Origin of the sequence: Pseudoalteromonas sp. AOP31-A2-14 (assembly GCF_052378035.1) — a bacterium.
GTDB lineage: Bacteria > Pseudomonadota > Gammaproteobacteria > Enterobacterales > Alteromonadaceae > Pseudoalteromonas.
This window is the reverse complement of record NZ_JBQSXI010000001.1, coordinates 1200339-1217755: the sequence shown is the minus strand read 5'-3', so window position 1 is coordinate 1217755 and position 17417 is coordinate 1200339. Positions and strand designations below refer to the sequence as shown.

Here is a 17417-nt window from a genome sequence, read left to right as displayed (position 1 = left end):
ATATAAGGATGTAATAGGTAGAAAAGTGTATTGTCTAAAGAGACTGAACCTTCGACAGCCGGAATCACAATCAGAGGCTCTACCAACTGAGCTATAGCTCATCACTAAAATTACTTGAAGTGTCTAGTGGTAAGGCGCCGAGAGTATATTCCATTTATGCTTAAATTGACAAAAATTTCATTCTTTAAGTATATTTATAGCAAAGAGTAGTCGCTCTCTTTTATTTGATAACGACACGACAAGATTAATCAATTTACTCCCGCACAGCCCATAATTTATAGTATATTAGCTAAACACCCATCATAATTAAGATATAAATGGGTGTTATACGCATCATTGACAACTATCACTCAACACTATGCAGTAACAATTATTTATTTTTTGCTATTATTTTTCTGACTTTAATGACGCTGCATAATCTTGTACATCTTGTAAAACACGTAATGCATTACCACTCCAAATGTCAGCCAAATCAGACTTTTCATAACCTTCCTTAAGTAAACGTTGAGTAATTAAAGGTAAGTTCACGACATCCATCATCCCTTCGACACCACCTCCACCATCCCAGTCGGCACCAACACCCACATGTTTTGGCCCTACAACTTTTAACGCATGTAAAAAATGATCCATATACACATCAAATGACGCTTTAACAGCTGGATATTTTTTTTCGATTTCACGGCGTTTTTCTAAAATAGTCTCAGAGTCAGTTCCATTATTATATAAAACCATCAAATTTTTAAACGCTTTCTCACGATCTGGATTTGACGGTAGTTCTTTTAAATACTCACTATAGGCATTCATTTGAATGACTCCACCTGAACTAGCTAACTGTTTAAGCAAGGTGTCATCAATATTACGTGGATGATCAAAAATTGCTTTATTACCCGTGTGAGACAAAATGATTGGTACTTTAGATAGGCGGATCATATCCCTCACAGTTTCATCGTGTGCGTGAGATCCATCTAATACTATACCCAAGCGGTTTGCTTCAGTGACAAACTTTTCTCCTAAAGGGGATAAACCATCCCACTTAACGCCTTCAGGGTCAGTTGAACTATCACCAAATTGATTATTTTTAAAATGTACAGGACCTGCCATACGTAGCCCAAATTTATAGAACGTTTCAAGTAAGCTGAGGTCGGTACCTAGAGGATATGAATTTTCCATACTCATATATACGATAAGTTTACCGTCGTTCTTTATCTTACTAGCCTCGTCTGCTTCTGTGGCAAATGTAAATGTATCTGAGTTTTTATTTACCATTGTTCTAATTGCTAATGCTCGTAGTAAAGCTGTATCACGGCTTTTTTCATACCCTGACTGGGTTAATTCACCTTGGGGTGAATAAATAGCCCAGAAACCACCATCTAATGCCCCCTCTTGCATGCGAGGTACATCTACTTGTGAAAAATCATGCGAATAGCTATGACGTTCTAAAATATCAAACCCCGGTATAACTAGTTTAGAAGGTGTATCTAGATGTGTATCTAAGGTTATTAGCGAACGTTGTATTGCTGTAGCTTCTTCTATCGTTACTGCGTTTGCTGTTTGCCAAACAAAGAGGTTAAAGGCAATTAACAATATTTTTTTGTTCAATTTATGCATATATTTCTCCATACTATTTAAAATGCTACAGTTAATGAAGCTTGTACATTACGAGGGTTAAGAGGACGATAAAAAGTTGAGCCAATGTAGCCAAAAGATAACACTTCTTTATTGAATAAATTATCAACATTTAAGCGTAAACTAACGTTTTCTGGCATGCCGAAGGGGTTACCTCCACCTATATCAATATAAGCGCTAACAGTTGTGTAGCCTTCCATTTCATTAGTTTCGGCATAATCGGTGTAACGTTCACTTGTATATTTAGCAGAAATATTTGTCACCACCCAATTACTCGGCTCGTAAGTTATACCTCCCGTCATCAACCATTTTGGACTATCCGCCAAGCGACTGCCTTCAGGGTTGTTATCAAAACCATCGACCAACGTTGCATTTTTATAAGAGGTATTAGCATTAAAATAAAGCGACTTATTGAATATCTCAGGTTGATAAACACCACTTAATTCAAAACCGTATGCTTGTGAAGCACCGCCATTTACATAAAACCCTTCGGGCTGTTGGGTTGCTGGATTAATGACATTACTCGCGAACAAACGATTATCAAAACGAGTATAGAATAATACAAGCGCTGCATTAAAGTTTTCATGGTTAGTACGGTAACCTAGCTCATAATTATCGGCTTCTTCACCTTCTAGTGTATCTGCTTCAAAACTTATCGCTTGACTATATATATCATCGGTGCCACTTGGTAATGCGTAATTTTTAGAGTACGACGTAAATACTTGGTCGGTATCATTCAATGTATATACTGCCCCAATAGAAGGTAGGAAGTGGTTACTAAATTCATCACCTACAGACTGTGGGCCATAACCCGCTTCACCATTAATTTCATAATCGTTGTAATCACGATATCCATTTAAAGAATAATCTACACTGAGGGACTTAAGACCAACTTCTAATATTAAATTATCTTCCATTAAGCTGATGGTATCTTTAATGTACAGTTGAGTAGTATCACGAACTGAAGTGTAATTACGTCGGTAATAAGCAACCTCATCCCAGATAACATCGCCATCAACGCTCCCTCCTGTTTTATTTAGCCGTTGTTGTGTTCGGGTATAATTATCCTCTTCTATCCAAGCACCAAACTCTATTTGGTTTTGCTCAAGTTCTAAGCTGAAGCTTGCCAGAAAGCCTTCCCTCTCACCACTGACTCCAGATAATCCATATTGTACGCCGCGTGGATGAGTAACATCTAACCCCGCAGAAAGCTGACTTTCATAAATCTCTAATGTATTGCTATAAGTATCTGGAGATACGCCATATCCGTCTTTATCTTCAAGGTAGTATGTACCGGTAAAGAGTAAATAATCTGTCAGGTAGGTATTAAGTTGCAGCGAATATAATTGGTCGTCGCGTACGTTTATACGATCTTCATAATAAGTAGTACAATTATCGCCAGTAAAAACAGGTGTGAAATCCGCTTCGTTTATTGTGCCATCTTGGTTAAAATCATAAACTTCAGGTTGAGCTGAAATACAGCCTTCTGGGATAGAGCCTACATAGCCGTAATTGTAATTATTAGCAAAAGTCTCTGCCGTACCCGAGGGAGAGTCATAATCAAAAAAATCATTTCCTACATAACTAAACTCTAGTGATGTTTCTGCACTAAATTCATATATAGCTCTACCTTCAATATGCTCTCTATCAATAGTACCAGGGCCGCGCCATAAATCACTATCGGTTTTAGAGCGACTAATATAAGCTCTAAAACCATTGATATCGCCAGTTTCAAGTTTTATAAATGAGCGCTGTAAGTTGTCATCACCAACCGTTAATGAGACCATTCCGCCCATTTCATGTGATGGATCAACTGAATTATAAGCAGCAATAGGTCCTAGTGTCGAATAACTCGGTGCTGACACATCACCTGCACCAGGTGATGCTATGACTGATGCCAAGTTTTCATTGTCTACATATCTAAATATCGGACTACCGCCAAAAGCGTCTGAGCGTCCCATGGGCACGCCATTTAATACAAAACCTATTTGGCTTAAATTAAATGCTCTTACATTTACTGAATTACCAAATTCATAAAGACCTAATGCGCCATCAGTTTGTACGTTAAACCCAGGTAAACTCTCAAGCATTTTTAGACCAGAAACCCCAGCAGGGGCTGATAATAATTCATCCCGAGTAACAGCGATTGTGTTAGAAACTTCACCAGTACCTATTGCTATTTCTGTTTCTGAAATACGTCGGCCAATCACTTGAATTTTTTCTGTAGACTCATCGTTATACTCACCATCAACCTCTTGGGACAAAGTGGGGCCAGCAGAAAATAAAGTTGCAATTGATATGCTTAATAAAGTAGGACGAAAATATTTTTTAGTTTTTATCATTCCTGTAATCCTTTGTTTTTATAAAAATAGCTGACGTATTGCACCAAAAAAAATGTTTTTAATAAGGTATACGAAAAAGCTAATAGATAGACCGCAAGCCAAGCTGTACAATAAACGTACCAACTTTAACTATATGGGCATGCCATAAGATGTATTTCAGATTATGCTTAAGTTATATAAGCCTTGGGGAGGAACAATATCTATTTTCATTCAATGGTATAACGAGATTAACCGTAGATGAATATTATAAGAATGATGACATTGCACAGTTTTGTACATAAAACGCACTAATAATAAGCACGTGATTATTCTAAATTTATTAATAATAGCGCCAGTTATTGCTTGCTGAGGTTTTTAATATACCCCCTACTCAAATATTTGCGGCATCATATCAATTCATAGTAACAAACTGCCTTTTCTACCTTCATAATCACTTACCTCAAAGCCAAGGGAGCACCCATCAGTTAATTCCGGTCAGGCAGCTGTATCGAAAAACTCGAGGAACTTTCTATATGATTATCAAATCTTGACTTCAGACTTTACAATTATTGACTGTCTACTTATCGCTCGGTAATCCCCCCATTTTTAATGGAGGCTAGCTGTAGAATTTCCGTTGATTAACTTTTCCAGCTTTTGTATTGGTGTTATACCACCTAACCCCATATTAGGACGCTCATTATTATAAGTCCATAGCCAATCAGTCGCTCTGTCTTGTAACTCACTAATATCACTGTAAATATAATGACTTAGCCAGTCGTAACGTACCGTTCGATTGAAGCGCTCTATATAGGCATTTTGCTGCGGGTTGCCGGGCTGAATGAACCGTAATTCGATATCATTATTCAACGCCCATTGCGCTAGCTGCTTGCTAATATATTCAGGGCCATTATCACATCTGATAGCTTTTGGTTTACCGCGCCACTCTATAATTTGATTTAACGAGCGGATCACACGTTCAGCTGGTAGTGATAAATCAGCGTCAATAGTCAGCCCTTCACGATTAAAGTCATCGATGACATTAAACAAACGACACGCTCTGCCATCCGCTAATTGGTCATGCATAAAATCCATTGACCAACATTCATTGATGGTTTCTGGTACTGCCAATGGCTCAGGCTTATCTCTACTTAAGCGTTTCCTAGGCTTGATACGCAAGTTCAACTCAAGCTCACAGTAAATGCGGTAAACTCGCTTGTGGTTCCACTTATACTTTTTCACATTGCGCAAATATAAAAAACATAACCTAAAACCCCAGTTCCGCTTTGACTCAGTCAGATCGAGTAACAGCTCTGCTATTTTTAGGTTTTCATTTTTTAATATCGACGCATAACGATAACAAGTTTCACTGATCATGAAAGTACGACAGGCTAAAGCAATGCTCATTCTATTTGTGCTAACGACTTCATGTGCCAATACTTTGCGCTCAGAAGCCTTTACCACTTTTATGCCATGGCCTCTTGAATGACCTCTGATTTGAGCCGCTCTTCAGCATACATTTTCTTTAAGCGGCGGTTTTCATCTTCCAGCTCTTTCATTCGCGTCATTAAAGATGCATCCATGCCGCCGTATTTAGCACGCCACTTATAAAAGGTTGAGTTGCCCATACCATGTTCACGGCATAGCTCAGGAATGGGCACACCGCTTTCGGCTTGCTTCAAAATGGCGAGGATCTGACTGTCCGAAAAATGTGCTTTTTTCATAATTTTCTCCTGTGTTTACAATAAGAGAAAATTCTACGTTTGGCATCTATTATTTTTCGGGGGGATTACCCTTAGCGATGGCTTGCTTTTCAATAAAACGTGCACGAAAGTCTTCGTCGGCAATTTTGCTTTGTGGTTTTACTTCGATAAATTTTTGCGTACCGTCTGTGCGGGTAAGTAAAAAGTCAGGTGTATAACTGCATGTACGGTTATCAAACTGATATTCGTAACCTAGTGGTTGTGCTTCAAATGCGGCTATTGATGTTGAAAATTCAAAATGAAAGCAAGCATCAAACTCTAAAGAGGATTCGACTAAACAGGTAGATTTATTTTTTGACTAGCAAATTTATGGAGGTTTTTAACACGAGAGTGTTTAAGTTTTCTTCTGTACATGTGAGTCAGCCATCTAACCATCTGGTTAAATACTAGACTATGCCACCTTATATTTCCAATTTATGCCATCTTTTAGTACAAATATGTCAACTTATACTTCAAACAACATAAATTAAAATAGTTTGGGTGGCAGTCTTACCAGCCGCATCTCGGCACACACGTCGTAAGCTGTGGCTGCTCCCTTCCGGGCCTGACCAAGTTCACCTACTAGTGTTGCGAGAGGACCAATAAGACTACCATTGAGGGCCTTCTTTGGCGCGGAAAGGATTATCTCTACTTTTACGGTGTTATTCAAGGGATATTGCAAAAAGAAAGTGCGATTGCATACTTGCTATACAATCGCAGGCTTTTATAGACTTAATTTTACTTTTCGAGCTCTGCTTTCACATTCCGTAGAACTGCTTTTACTTTTTTTATGTTCTCTGGGCCCATACGCAACAATTGTTTTTGTGCGGCAGGAAGTTGCTCCCACTCTGCATACGCATACTGATAATTGACAGAATCACGAATAAGCGGCATATCACCTTTTGGCTCTGGGGTATCCAATAGTAGTTCAATGGCTTCTTCTAATGTTTGGTTAAAAGCATCGCTGTCATAGCCAATTTCTGCATAAGCATCATTAATTAACGGCTTGTATTCATCGTACATCCGTACAATTTGTGCCGCGCTCATGCTAGTAAATACTTTTACATACGGTGTATAACGCTCATAACTGTTAGGGTCGATGGTAAGTATATCGCCTTCAATTACTTTAAATGTGTCTTCTGGGCGCTCTACTGGGGCATGCTTACTAGCTATTTTCCCATCAGCAAGGTTATCAACAAACACAACGCCACGGCGGATTACATCATCTGTGATCATTAAACTCATTACCTGATCACTTAGCAGCTCATCCATACGCTCTACAACTACTTCGTCGCTTTCATTTAAGTTTGGCAGCGGTTTTACCTCAAGCGCGGGCTCTGCATCACGCACTGGTGGTTGCATGGCTGTATTTTGCTCTTCTATCGTTGTTTCAGGCTCTACGGGTTCTGGTTCTGGTTCTGGTTCTTCAAACGTCTGCATCGGTTGTTCCACCGGCGCTTGCTCCACTTCGGTAGCCACTTCTTTTTCATCGGAGCTTAGTAAAACAAAAGCTGCGGCACAAGCGATTACAACAAGGATGACAATAGCAAACAGAAAGTTATTGTTTGGTGCACGTTTTTCAATCTCTGGTTGTGGTGTTTGATCTGACATACGAACTCCATAAAAATTAAAAATTGATACTCTGCGTAAAATTACATCGCCAAGCAAAAAAAAACAACAAGGCTAAGGTATCCTTTGATTCTTCTAGCTTAAAGACTTACAGTTAATAAATAAAGTAAATACCTACAACAGTTTAATTGCAACTATGAAAATCAAGCAAGTTAATCACGACAAACCGAAAATAGCTCTACTACTAACAGGTGGTGGTGCACGCGCAGCTTATCAAGTGGGCGTATTAAAAGCCCTTGCGCAAAGTATGCCACGTAATGCGCCATTACCTTTTACTATTATTAATGGCACATCAGCGGGGGCTATTAATTCAGCTGCGCTGGCATGTTATGCATCATGTGCCCATTTGGCGGTTAGAAAGCTTGAATCGGTATGGAAAAACTTTTCTACCTCGATGGTCTATAAAAGCGACTTTTTAAGTGTGTTTGGCCATATTACTCGTAATATGCTAACTAGTTTTCAGTCTGAACATATTAACCACCCACCGGCTAGCTTATTAAATAATCAACCTCTGCGTAAGCTGTTGAATGAAATATTAGATTTACATCGCATTGAGCGCAACATACATCGTCATTACTTAGAAGCACTATCGATTACCGCTTCAAGTTATACGACCGGTGATTCGGTAGCATTTTTCCAATCTAACCATCAAACAACTTGGCGACGCGCAAAACGTGAAGGCCAAGCGACACGGATTAATGTTGAGCATCTAATGGCATCAAGTGCTATTCCTATGGTGTTTCCAAGTGTGAATGTATACAACCATTACTTTGGGGATGGCTCAATTCACCAACTATCGCCGTTAAGTCCATGTGTACATTTAGGTGCTGAGAAAATATTTGTCATTGGTGTAGATCAACCAAGTGCTCTTCATCCTCCGGGCTATGTACCGCATTACCCGGGGGTATCAGCGATTGCGGGGCACTTACTCGATAGCGTATTTACTGATACGTTACAGTCAGACTTAGAACGCCTAGACCGAATAAATCGTACCCTTGGTTTGTTGCCTGGTCGTGATAAGCATCAAGAACTCAAACATATTGATACTTGTGTGATCAATCCGTCTGAGAACTTTAATGCTATTGCTGCCCAGTACTATGACGATATGCCATTGCCTATCAAAATACTACTACGCATGATCGGAGTTAAAAAGCACTCACAATCGAGTTTAACCAGTTATTTATTGTTTGAGAAGCGCTACACCCAAAAGCTAATTGAAATAGGTTACCCGGATGGCTTAAAAAAATTGCCTGAAATTAGAACCTTTTTAGAATTAGACTAATTTTCATGAGTGGCTAACACAAACCAAACTAGTTTAGCTACTCGCTACCGTCAGATAAATAATGTTCTACCCGATGAGGTTTGCCTTGTTGCATCAAGATATTACCGGATAAAAGCTTGGTTTGTTGTTCTGGTTGTTTAATTTCTTTACCTTCGCGTCGAAGCGTTTTAACAGTTACAGGTACAGGCGCTTTTCTAAATTTAATTCTGCTTAGGTTTTATTTATTGCAAAGGCAATAACATGCAAAGACTTAAGCAGCTCGCTGCTAACTTTTTCATTATCTAACTGGTCGCAAGTAAAAAAAGCCATGTAAAAGTTTATGACGATTACGTCTTTTTTACTGACTCTACTTACAGGAAGCGTCATTGGTAGATCTGATATTAAAAGTATCATGTTAAACAAGCATTAAACTTGCGTAATGGCGTCAATAATCAACAACGCCTGATAATTTTAAAATACCTTTTAAACCATGGCCCTATTGCCTTTTATTTTTTAATTACTTTTTAAGTTTATAGCCAAGTAACGCCAAACAAAAACCAAAAAAGAAACCACTAATTAAATACAACAATGCAGCCTTCGTGGTTAGCGGCACTATAACCACCAATAATAGCGGCGCACTAATGCCTAATATAAAAAATATTCCTCCCTTGCCCAGCCAATAAGCAATTAATATAATGCCGCACAATAATCCACCTACACAAGCATATACCAAGGTGGTTAAATGAAGCTCAAATAAAAGGCTCGCAACCAGTACCATTAATACAGTAATCACAATCCCTGAAGGGGCTTTATTAACAAGTGATAAGCCTACATGAGGCTGTTCGCTCATACTTTTTTCTCCCAAAAAACACCATTTTTATCAGCATGCGTCGAACTTATAAAGTAGTCGCCTACTTGAACTAATTCGTCATTATAAAAAATAAGTGGTACATGTGCGCGCAGCCACGGTGCAACTTTAGCATCTTTAAACCAGTGCTTAAGAGTGTTATTACCGGGTTTATTAATTGGCTTTATCCGTGCCTGTAAGCAATTAAAACGCACACTTACCTGCTCATTAGTAAAAGGCTTACGAATACCCTCTCCTTGCTTTAATACCAGCTTACTACCATCAGATAACACGGTTACGTCGCAGGTTAATTCTTGATCTTTAATATCTACACATTCAGTAACAAAGTATAAATAGCCTTGGTGGCGACGAACTTGCCCATTACTTAATTGTATTAACAACTGAGCATCTACTCTTGCCGTTAAGGCTTGACTAAGTATCTGCTCGGTTTGTTTTTGCGATGGTAAATGTGCCATAAATTGACTCAACCAAGCCCGTAATACGTTGGCTTGGCGAGGTGCACTAAAATCATTTAACAATTGGCAATTAAGTCCTTGCTGATTGTTTTGACAACGACTTAAGTCAATTTGCGTGTATTCATCAAGCACATCTTGTTGCTGCTGTAATAAGCCAATGCTTCGCGCTGTGCTTTTTTCAAAGCCTGTAAAGCGCTCGGCTAGCAAAGGAATTATTTGCTGACGAATAAAGTTACGATCAAAGCATTCATCAAAGTTGGAATCATCGGTGATATGATAAATCCCCTGCACTTCAGCAAAGCTCTCTATCTCTTGACGAGTAATACTCAAAAGAGGCCTTGCACATATTCGCCCTGAATTAAGTTTCCGGTTTTCTCTCATAGCAGCTAAGCCTTGTAAACCGGAACCACGTTTAAGTCTTAACATAAAGGTTTCAAGCTGATCATTTAAATGCTGACCCAATAAAATAACACTGTCTTTTGGACTTTTTTCATCAAGTGCTTGATAACGCGCATCTCGCGCTAGTGCTTCTAAGCTATTACGCGGCTTGTTTTCAATAGTTACTTTAACAGCCTGAAAAGGAACCGTTAGTGAGCTGCATAACTGCTTACAAAACTGCTGCCAATCATCGGCATACTCGCTTAGGCCATGATTTACATAAATAGCGTCTAAGCCTATATTGCCATGTACTGCTTTATACTGCGTCATCAAGTGCAGTAACACGACCGAATCTACACCACCCGATAATGCCACGGTAAAATTAGCATGACCTTGGTTCATAAGTGAGTCAATTTGAGCGGAAAACTCCGGGTATAAAGCGGTTACTTGCATGAACTTAAAACCATTAGGTTAAAAATATTAAAAACAACATTGTTATGTGTTCTTTATATGTCAAAGGCTTGGCATTTAGCCACGCTAAATAAAATGCGCCTGCGATTAAACAAAAAAGCCGCAAAAGCGGCTTTTTTTCATTAACTTACTTATTTAACAATAACCAAACGACATTAAACGTTTGTAACGCTTATCAAGCATTTCATCAGTACTTAACTCTTGAAGCTCGGCTAAATCGCGCTTTAATTGATTTTTAAGGTTACGTGCCACTGTATCGTAATTACGATGTGCGCCACCTAAAGGCTCTTCAATTAAGCTGTTAATTAAATCAAGCTCTTTAACACGCTCTGCAGTTACACCCATCGCTTCTGCTGCAAGCGGAGCTTTATCAGCACTTTTCCAAAGGATTGATGCACAACCTTCTGGCGAAATTACTGAATAAGTGCTGTATTGCAACATGTTAACGCGGTCTCCAACACCAATTGCCAATGCACCACCTGAACCACCTTCACCGATAACTGTACAAATTGTGGGCACTTTTAAAGTGGCCATTACTTTTAGGTTACGAGCAATTGCTTCAGATTGGCCACGCTCTTCAGCGCCAACACCAGGATATGCACCAGGCGTGTCAATAAAGGTCATAATTGGCATTTTAAACCGTTCAGCCATTTCCATTAAACGCAGTGCTTTACGATAACCCTCCGGTTTTGGCATGCCAAAATTACGCTTAATTTTTTCAGCAGTACCGCGCCCTTTTTGCTGACCAATAACCATCACTGGTTGGCCTTCAAAACGGGCAACACCACCTAAAATAGCCGGATCATTAGCAAACGTACGATCGCCTGCTAACTCGTCAAATTCAGTAAACATCCGCTCGATATAATCGCGAGTATAAGGACGCAATGGGTGACGGGCTAGTTGTGAAACTTGCCACGCACCTAATTCAGAGAATACTTTCTCTTTCATTTGCGTGCACTTCTCTTTTAATCGACTGACTTCCTCTTCTAATCCAAGGTCTAATTCGCCAGCGCGGCTTACATTTTGTAACTCTTCAATTTTTGCTTCTAATTCTGCAATTGGAAGCTCAAAATCAAGATAATTGAGGCTCATGCTCTAAACTACCTAATTAGTTAAATTCTAGTTCTACATCTTGCGCCGCCATTAAAGATAATTTATGGATCAAATCATCTGTTGGCGTGACACACCATTCGGTTCCGAGGGTTAATTCTGCCAGCGCATCTGGACGTTGGTAAAAAACCTTAATCGGACAAGTACCAAACTTATAAGGTTCAAGTACTCGTTGTAAATTTTCGAAGAAGCTTGCTTCGACTTGCACCATATTAAGCGTCACTTTCAGCGCTTTAATACGCTTTTCGCGTGCTTGTGCGATAGTGCATATATCTCTGGCTGTCATTGTAATACCACCAGAGAAGTTATCAAAGCTGACCTGTCCGGATATTACCAAGATATTATTAACTTGTAGCATATCTTGGTACATTTCGAACTGTTCTGGGAATAATCGTACATCAATTCGTGCGCTCTTGTCATCTAAAGTTACAAGACCCCAACGATTTCCCTTTTTATTGATAAGTGTTCGCGCCGATATAACCAATCCTGCCGCGGTTGATTGCACATCGCGATTAGTCGGTTGTAAATCGACTAACTTGCACGATGTGTAATAACGTAGTTCTTTACGGTACTGGTTAATTGGGTGACCGGTTAGGTAAAGACCGAGTGTATCTTTTTCACCATCAAGCCACTGGTTATCAGTCAGTGGTGTGGTTTTTACAAATGCCTGCTCGACTTCATCAGACTCGCTTGCTAATAAACCAAATAAGTCACTTTGCCCTAGTGACTCAGCTTTGTGGTGTTGATCAGCCGCTTTCATGGCCCCTGGTAAGCTTGCTAATAATGTTGCGCGCGCAGGCTGTGTTTTTTCAGGGCCGAGCTTGTCTAATGCGCCCGCATAAATCAACTTTTCAGTAACCCGTTTATTAATACGCTTCAAATCAACTCGGGCGCAAAAATCAAATAAATCTTTAAATGGTCCACCAGCTTGGCGCGCATCTAATATCGCATCTACAGGTGCCTCACCGACCCCTTTAATTGCACCAACACCGTAAACAATTTCACCTTTAAGATTGACTGTAAACTTATACTCACCCGCATTTACATCCGGAGGTAACAAGGTGAGTTTCATATTTTCACATTCATCCACCAAGGTAACAATTTTGTCAGTATTATCCATATCCGCCGACATGACCGCGGCCATAAATTCGGCTGGATAATGGGTTTTCATCCACAGCGTTTGATACGACACCAACGCATAAGCAGCGGAGTGCGACTTATTAAAACCATAGCCTGCGAACTTTTCTACCAGGTCGAATATTTTAACTGCAAGTTCGCCGTCGATACCGTTATTTCGCGCTCCTTCTTCAAACGTTGCACGCTGCTTGGCCATTTCTTCAGGTTTTTTCTTACCCATGGCGCGGCGTAGCATATCGGCACCGCCAAGAGAGTAACCAGCTAATACCTGCGCGATTTGCATTACTTGTTCTTGATACAGAATAATGCCGTAGGTCGGCTCTAGAATAGGCTGCAAACTTTCGTGTTGGTACTGCGCATCTGGATAGGAGATTTCTTCACGGCCTAGCTTTCTGTCAATGAAGTTATCTACCATGCCTGACTGCAATGGCCCCGGGCGAAATAAAGCAACTAAGGCAATCATATCTTCAAAACTGTCGGGCTTTAAGCGGCGAACTAAGTCTTTCATACCGCGCGACTCTAACTGGAATACCGCGGTCGTTTCGGCGCGTAATAATAGCTCAATACTTTTTTTATCATCGAGTGGAATACTATTGATATCGACGGGTTCTTTACCCTCACGAGCCATACGCTCGTTAGTCATATCAATTGCCCACTGTAAAATAGTGAGCGTTCGAAGGCCTAAAAAGTCAAATTTTACTAAACCTGCGGTTTCAACGTCGTTCTTATCAAACTGAGTAACCGGAAACTTACCTTCGTCATCACAATAAAGTGCCGCAAAGTCGGTTATAGTGGTGGGTGATATAACCACCCCTCCGGCGTGCTTACCGGCGTTACGTGTACAGCCTTCAAGGATGCGACACATATCAATCAAATCTTTTATTTCACCGTCACCATCGTAAGCCTCTTGCAAGCGCGGCTCTACATCAAACGCTTTGGCAAGTGTCATACCGGGATCGCCAGGGATCATTTTTGATATGCGATCTACAAAGCCATACGGATGACCAAGCACACGCCCTACATCTCGAATCACCGCTTTTGCTGCCATGGTACCAAAGGTAATGATTTGCGAGACTGCGTCTCGTCCATAAAGTGCCGATACATGATCGATAACTTCATCACGTCTATCCATACAGAAATCGACATCGAAATCGGGCATAGATACACGTTCAGGGTTTAAAAAGCGTTCAAAAAGTAAATCAAACTCAAGTGGGTCTAAGTCGGTAATTTTTAGCGCATAAGCCACTAATGAACCCGCGCCTGAGCCTCGTCCCGGCCCAACAGGTATATTATTATCTTTACTCCACTGGATAAACTCCATTACGATCAAGAAGTAACCAGGGAAACCCATTTGGTTAATAACACCTAACTCAATACTGAGTCGTTCGTCGTATTCACCGCGTTTCTCTTGGCGCTCTTGTTCATTAGGAAATAAAGACTTTAAACGCTCTTCTAGGCCATCTTGAGAAACCTTAACTAAGAAATCATCAATTTTTAAAGAGCCAGTTGGGTAGTCAGGTAAAAAGTAAGTGCCTAACTGCACTGTAACATTACAGCGCTTAGCAATTTCCACCGTATTTTGCAGTGCTTCAGGAATATCACTAAATAGCTCAGCCATTTGCTCGGCAGTTTTTAAATATTGCTCTTGTGAGAAGCGTTTCGGACGGCGCTTATCATCTAATGTATAGCCATCATGAATAGCGACACGTATTTCATGAGCCTCAAAGTTTTCAGCCTTTAAGAAAACTACTTCGTTAGTAGCGACAACCGGCAGTTGCTCTGCAGTTGCAAGCTCTACTGCCAAATGCAGGTAGTCTTCTTCTAGTTCCCGACTCGTGCGAATCAACTCAATATAATAGTGGTCACTAAAGTGCTGTTTATAAAAGCTCACTACCGATTCAACTATCGTCGGATTACCTTTTAATAACGCTTTACCTAAATCGCCATCTTTCGCGCCTGAGAGTAAAATAAGGCCGGTTTTTAATTCCACCAACCATTCCCGATCTATTACTGGTCGATGAAAAATATGGCCGCGCTGAAAGGCTTTTGAAATAAGTAACGTAAGGTTTTTATAGCCTTCATTGTCTTTAGCTAAAATAGTGATGCGACATGGTTCGGTTTCAAATTCTGGACTACGCAACCAGAAATCAGCCCCCACTAATGGCTTTATACCCGCCCCGTGTGCACCTTCATAAAAACGTACTAAACCAGATAAGTTCATTTGGTCAGTAATTGCAAGCGCTGGCATCTGCAGATCTAGGGCTTTGGCTACAATTGGCTTTGTTTTGGCTAGGCCATCAACCATAGAAAAGTCGGAATGAACACGTAAGTGAACAAAATCAGGCGACGCCATTATTGCTCCTGCATAGTAAGTACTCGTTGTACTGGTTTAAAGCTTTTTCGATGTTCACTAATTGCACCATATTTCTCAAGCGCCGCAAAATGTGCTTTAGTCGGGTAGCCTTTGTGTCCTGCAAAACCATATTCTGGATGGCGTTTATCAAGTTCTAGCATTTCGTCATCACGAGCTACTTTTGCCAAAATAGAAGCTGCAGAAATTTCCGCCACTAAACTATCGCCTTTTATTACAGCTTGCGCAGGCATGTTGAGCGCAGGTAAACGATTACCATCAATAAATACAAACTCAGGCTCAATCACAAGAGATGCCACTGCCCGCGACATTGCAAGCATGGTTGCGTGAAGAATATTTAGCTCGTCTATTTCGTTAGAATTACAGCGACCAAACGCATAACATAGTGCTTTTTCTTTTATTTCAGTCGCAAGTAACTGGCGCTTTTTATCATTGAGTTTTTTAGAGTCAGCCAAACCTGCAATAGGTTTTAATGGGTCAAGTATCACTGCTGCAGTGACTACATCCCCCACCAGTGGACCTCGACCTACTTCATCTACCCCAGCAATGAGTTTAACATTTGGACGTTCAATCTGCATTAATAAGCTCCGCTACCGCTTCTGCGGCTTGAACACTTGCATTTAAGCGTATTTGTTGGTGAATAGCTAAAAAGCGTGCTTTAAGTTCACTGTTGTCTGAATTTAACATAGGTGAAAGTGCATTGGTTAAATTTTCTACATTACAATCACTTTGCATAAATTCAGGAACTAGCTCCTCATCAGCTAGTAAGTTAGGTAATGAGAAATATTTTATATTAAAGGTGAATAAGCTTTTAAAAATCCAATAACTGAGTGCTTTTATTTTATAGCCCACGACCATTGGCTTTTTATAGAGCATACCTTCAAGTGTAGCTGTGCCAGAGGCAATTAAAATCGCATCGGCTGCTTGCATAGCAATATCAGATTGGCCATCTAGTAAAATAGGCTCAAGTGTTGGTGCTGTTTTAGCTAGTACTTCATTGAATTGCGTTTTACGCTTTTCATTAACCAGTGGCACAACAATCTTTAAATTAGGATGTTGCGCCTTTAAATTAGCCGCGGTTTTAATATAAGTTTCACTCAGTAACCCGACTTCAGTCCCTCTACTACCGGGTAACAATGCGAGTACTTTATCACTAGGTGATAAACCAAGCCGTTCACGCGCTTTGGTATCATCGTGTTCTAGGGCAATATCATCTGCGAGGGTATGGCCGACAAATGTACAAGGCACCTGATGTTTATCATAAAAGGCTTTTTCAAATGGTAATAATGCCAACACTAAGTTCGTGGCGGCGCTAATAGTATTAATCCGTTTCTCACGCCATGCCCACACTGAAGGGCTAACATACTGTACGGTTTTTATACCCGCATCTTTAAGTGGTTTTTCTACCCGCAAGTTAAAATCAGGCGCATCTATACCTATGAATACATCCGGTGGATTATCAATAAAGTGCTGCACTAATTGTTTGCGAATTTTAAGTAACCGCGGTAATCGGCCAAGTACTTCTACCAGCCCCATTACTGACAGTTCTTCCATATCAAATAAACTTTTACATCCCTGCTCTTGCATTTTTGGGCCAGCTATCCCCTCAAAAACAGCATCGGGGAAACGTGTTTTTAAGGCTTTTATTAGCCCCTCCCCCAAAATATCTCCTGAGAGCTCACCGACCACTACCGCTATTCTGAGAGGAGCATTATGTTTCTTCATTTGCTTTTAATTCACACGTTTAAAGGCTATTAATATAGGTAGTTTACCGTGTTTTATGCTTTGATTAAATCCTTTAATCAAAGCACTGTTACTTTGTCTGCTTTTAAACTAGACTCAATCACTATTCGACTGTTTTATAGACATATGTTGGTAACTTATACCTCATTGTGTTTCACTGACCTAGCTATTTTGTTGCTTCATTTAGTTGTTGACAAAAAATGAGCAAAGGTCAATACTTATAAAGTTTCAATAATTACTGAAACATCATGTTTATTACGTAACTGATTAATTTTGTCATGTGTTTGCTGTTACACATACAAGGAGCC

13 protein-coding genes and 1 other RNA gene are annotated in these 17417 nt (G+C 40.1%); 1 reads left to right on the top strand and 13 read right to left on the bottom strand.

Annotated elements, in window-relative coordinates; translation table 11 throughout:
- Window positions 1-387: 387 nt before the first annotated feature.
- The 6 genes from ACT3S9_RS05695 to ACT3S9_RS05670 all read right to left on the bottom strand — a co-directional run bounded on the left by ACT3S9_RS05695 (window position 388) and on the right by ACT3S9_RS05670 (window position 7297).
- Window positions 388-1608, bottom strand: coding sequence for a dipeptidase (locus ACT3S9_RS05695; protein ID WP_441836447.1), 1221 nt, complete (start codon window positions 1606-1608; stop codon window positions 388-390).
- Window positions 1609-1625: 17 nt separating this feature from the next.
- The gene (locus ACT3S9_RS05690; RefSeq protein ID WP_441836446.1) at window positions 1626-3968 is read right to left on the bottom strand and encodes a TonB-dependent receptor; all 2343 of its coding nucleotides are present in this window, start codon (window positions 3966-3968) and stop codon (window positions 1626-1628) included.
- A gap of 585 nt (window positions 3969-4553) precedes the next feature.
- Window positions 4554-5668 (bottom strand): IS3 family transposase gene (locus ACT3S9_RS05685; protein WP_444750809.1). Its coding sequence is split into 2 segments (ribosomal slippage): window positions 4554-5413 and window positions 5413-5668, totalling 1116 coding nucleotides; the frame shifts between segments, so codons are not numbered across the junction.
- Window positions 5669-5717: 49 nt separating this feature from the next.
- Window positions 5718-5927, bottom strand: coding sequence for a Tn7 transposase TnsA N-terminal domain-containing protein (locus tag ACT3S9_RS05680; RefSeq protein ID WP_441834941.1), 210 nt, complete (start codon window positions 5925-5927; stop codon window positions 5718-5720).
- A 267-nt stretch (window positions 5928-6194) separates the two neighbouring features.
- Window positions 6195-6291: signal recognition particle sRNA small type (gene ffs / locus ACT3S9_RS05675), an RNA gene on the bottom strand.
- Between the two features lie 133 nt (window positions 6292-6424).
- A complete protein-coding gene (locus ACT3S9_RS05670; protein ID WP_441834940.1) occupies window positions 6425-7297 on the bottom strand; it encodes a DUF3014 domain-containing protein in 873 nt (290 codons plus the stop codon).
- A 154-nt stretch (window positions 7298-7451) separates the two neighbouring features.
- Here ACT3S9_RS05670 and ACT3S9_RS05665 point away from each other — a divergent pair, with 154 nt between their 5' ends.
- Window positions 7452-8597: a patatin-like phospholipase family protein gene (locus ACT3S9_RS05665; RefSeq protein ID WP_444750808.1), complete on the top strand. Its 1146-nt coding sequence runs from the start codon at window positions 7452-7454 to the stop codon at window positions 8595-8597.
- A gap of 210 nt (window positions 8598-8807) precedes the next feature.
- Here the strand turns inward: ACT3S9_RS05665 and ACT3S9_RS05660 are convergent, their stop codons facing one another.
- The 7 genes from ACT3S9_RS05660 to lpxB all read right to left on the bottom strand — a co-directional run bounded on the left by ACT3S9_RS05660 (window position 8808) and on the right by lpxB (window position 17091).
- On the bottom strand, window positions 8808-8963 hold the full coding sequence (locus ACT3S9_RS05660; protein WP_444750807.1) for a hypothetical protein: 156 nt from the start codon (window positions 8961-8963) through the stop codon (window positions 8808-8810).
- A gap of 130 nt (window positions 8964-9093) precedes the next feature.
- Entirely contained in the window at window positions 9094-9426 is a 333-nt protein-coding gene (locus tag ACT3S9_RS05655; RefSeq protein ID WP_441834938.1) for a hypothetical protein, read from the bottom strand.
- Window positions 9423-10730, bottom strand: a complete 1308-nt coding sequence (tilS, locus tag ACT3S9_RS05650; RefSeq protein WP_441834937.1) for a tRNA lysidine(34) synthetase TilS — start codon at window positions 10728-10730, stop codon at window positions 9423-9425. The genes ACT3S9_RS05655 and tilS overlap by 4 nt, the downstream gene beginning before the upstream one ends.
- Before the next feature lie 153 nt (window positions 10731-10883).
- Window positions 10884-11840, bottom strand: coding sequence for an acetyl-CoA carboxylase carboxyl transferase subunit alpha (gene accA, locus ACT3S9_RS05645; RefSeq protein ID WP_441834936.1), 957 nt, complete (start codon window positions 11838-11840; stop codon window positions 10884-10886).
- Between the two features lie 16 nt (window positions 11841-11856).
- Window positions 11857-15348 (bottom strand): DNA polymerase III subunit alpha, encoded by a 3492-nt coding sequence (dnaE, locus tag ACT3S9_RS05640; protein ID WP_441834935.1) that lies wholly within the window; start codon window positions 15346-15348, stop codon window positions 11857-11859.
- Window positions 15348-15944, bottom strand: coding sequence for a ribonuclease HII (gene rnhB, locus ACT3S9_RS05635; RefSeq protein WP_441834934.1), 597 nt, complete (start codon window positions 15942-15944; stop codon window positions 15348-15350). The genes dnaE and rnhB overlap by 1 nt, the downstream gene beginning before the upstream one ends.
- Window positions 15934-17091: a lipid-A-disaccharide synthase gene (gene lpxB / locus ACT3S9_RS05630; protein ID WP_441834933.1), complete on the bottom strand. Its 1158-nt coding sequence runs from the start codon at window positions 17089-17091 to the stop codon at window positions 15934-15936. The genes rnhB and lpxB overlap by 11 nt, the downstream gene beginning before the upstream one ends.
- Between the last annotated feature and the right edge of the window lie 326 nt (window positions 17092-17417).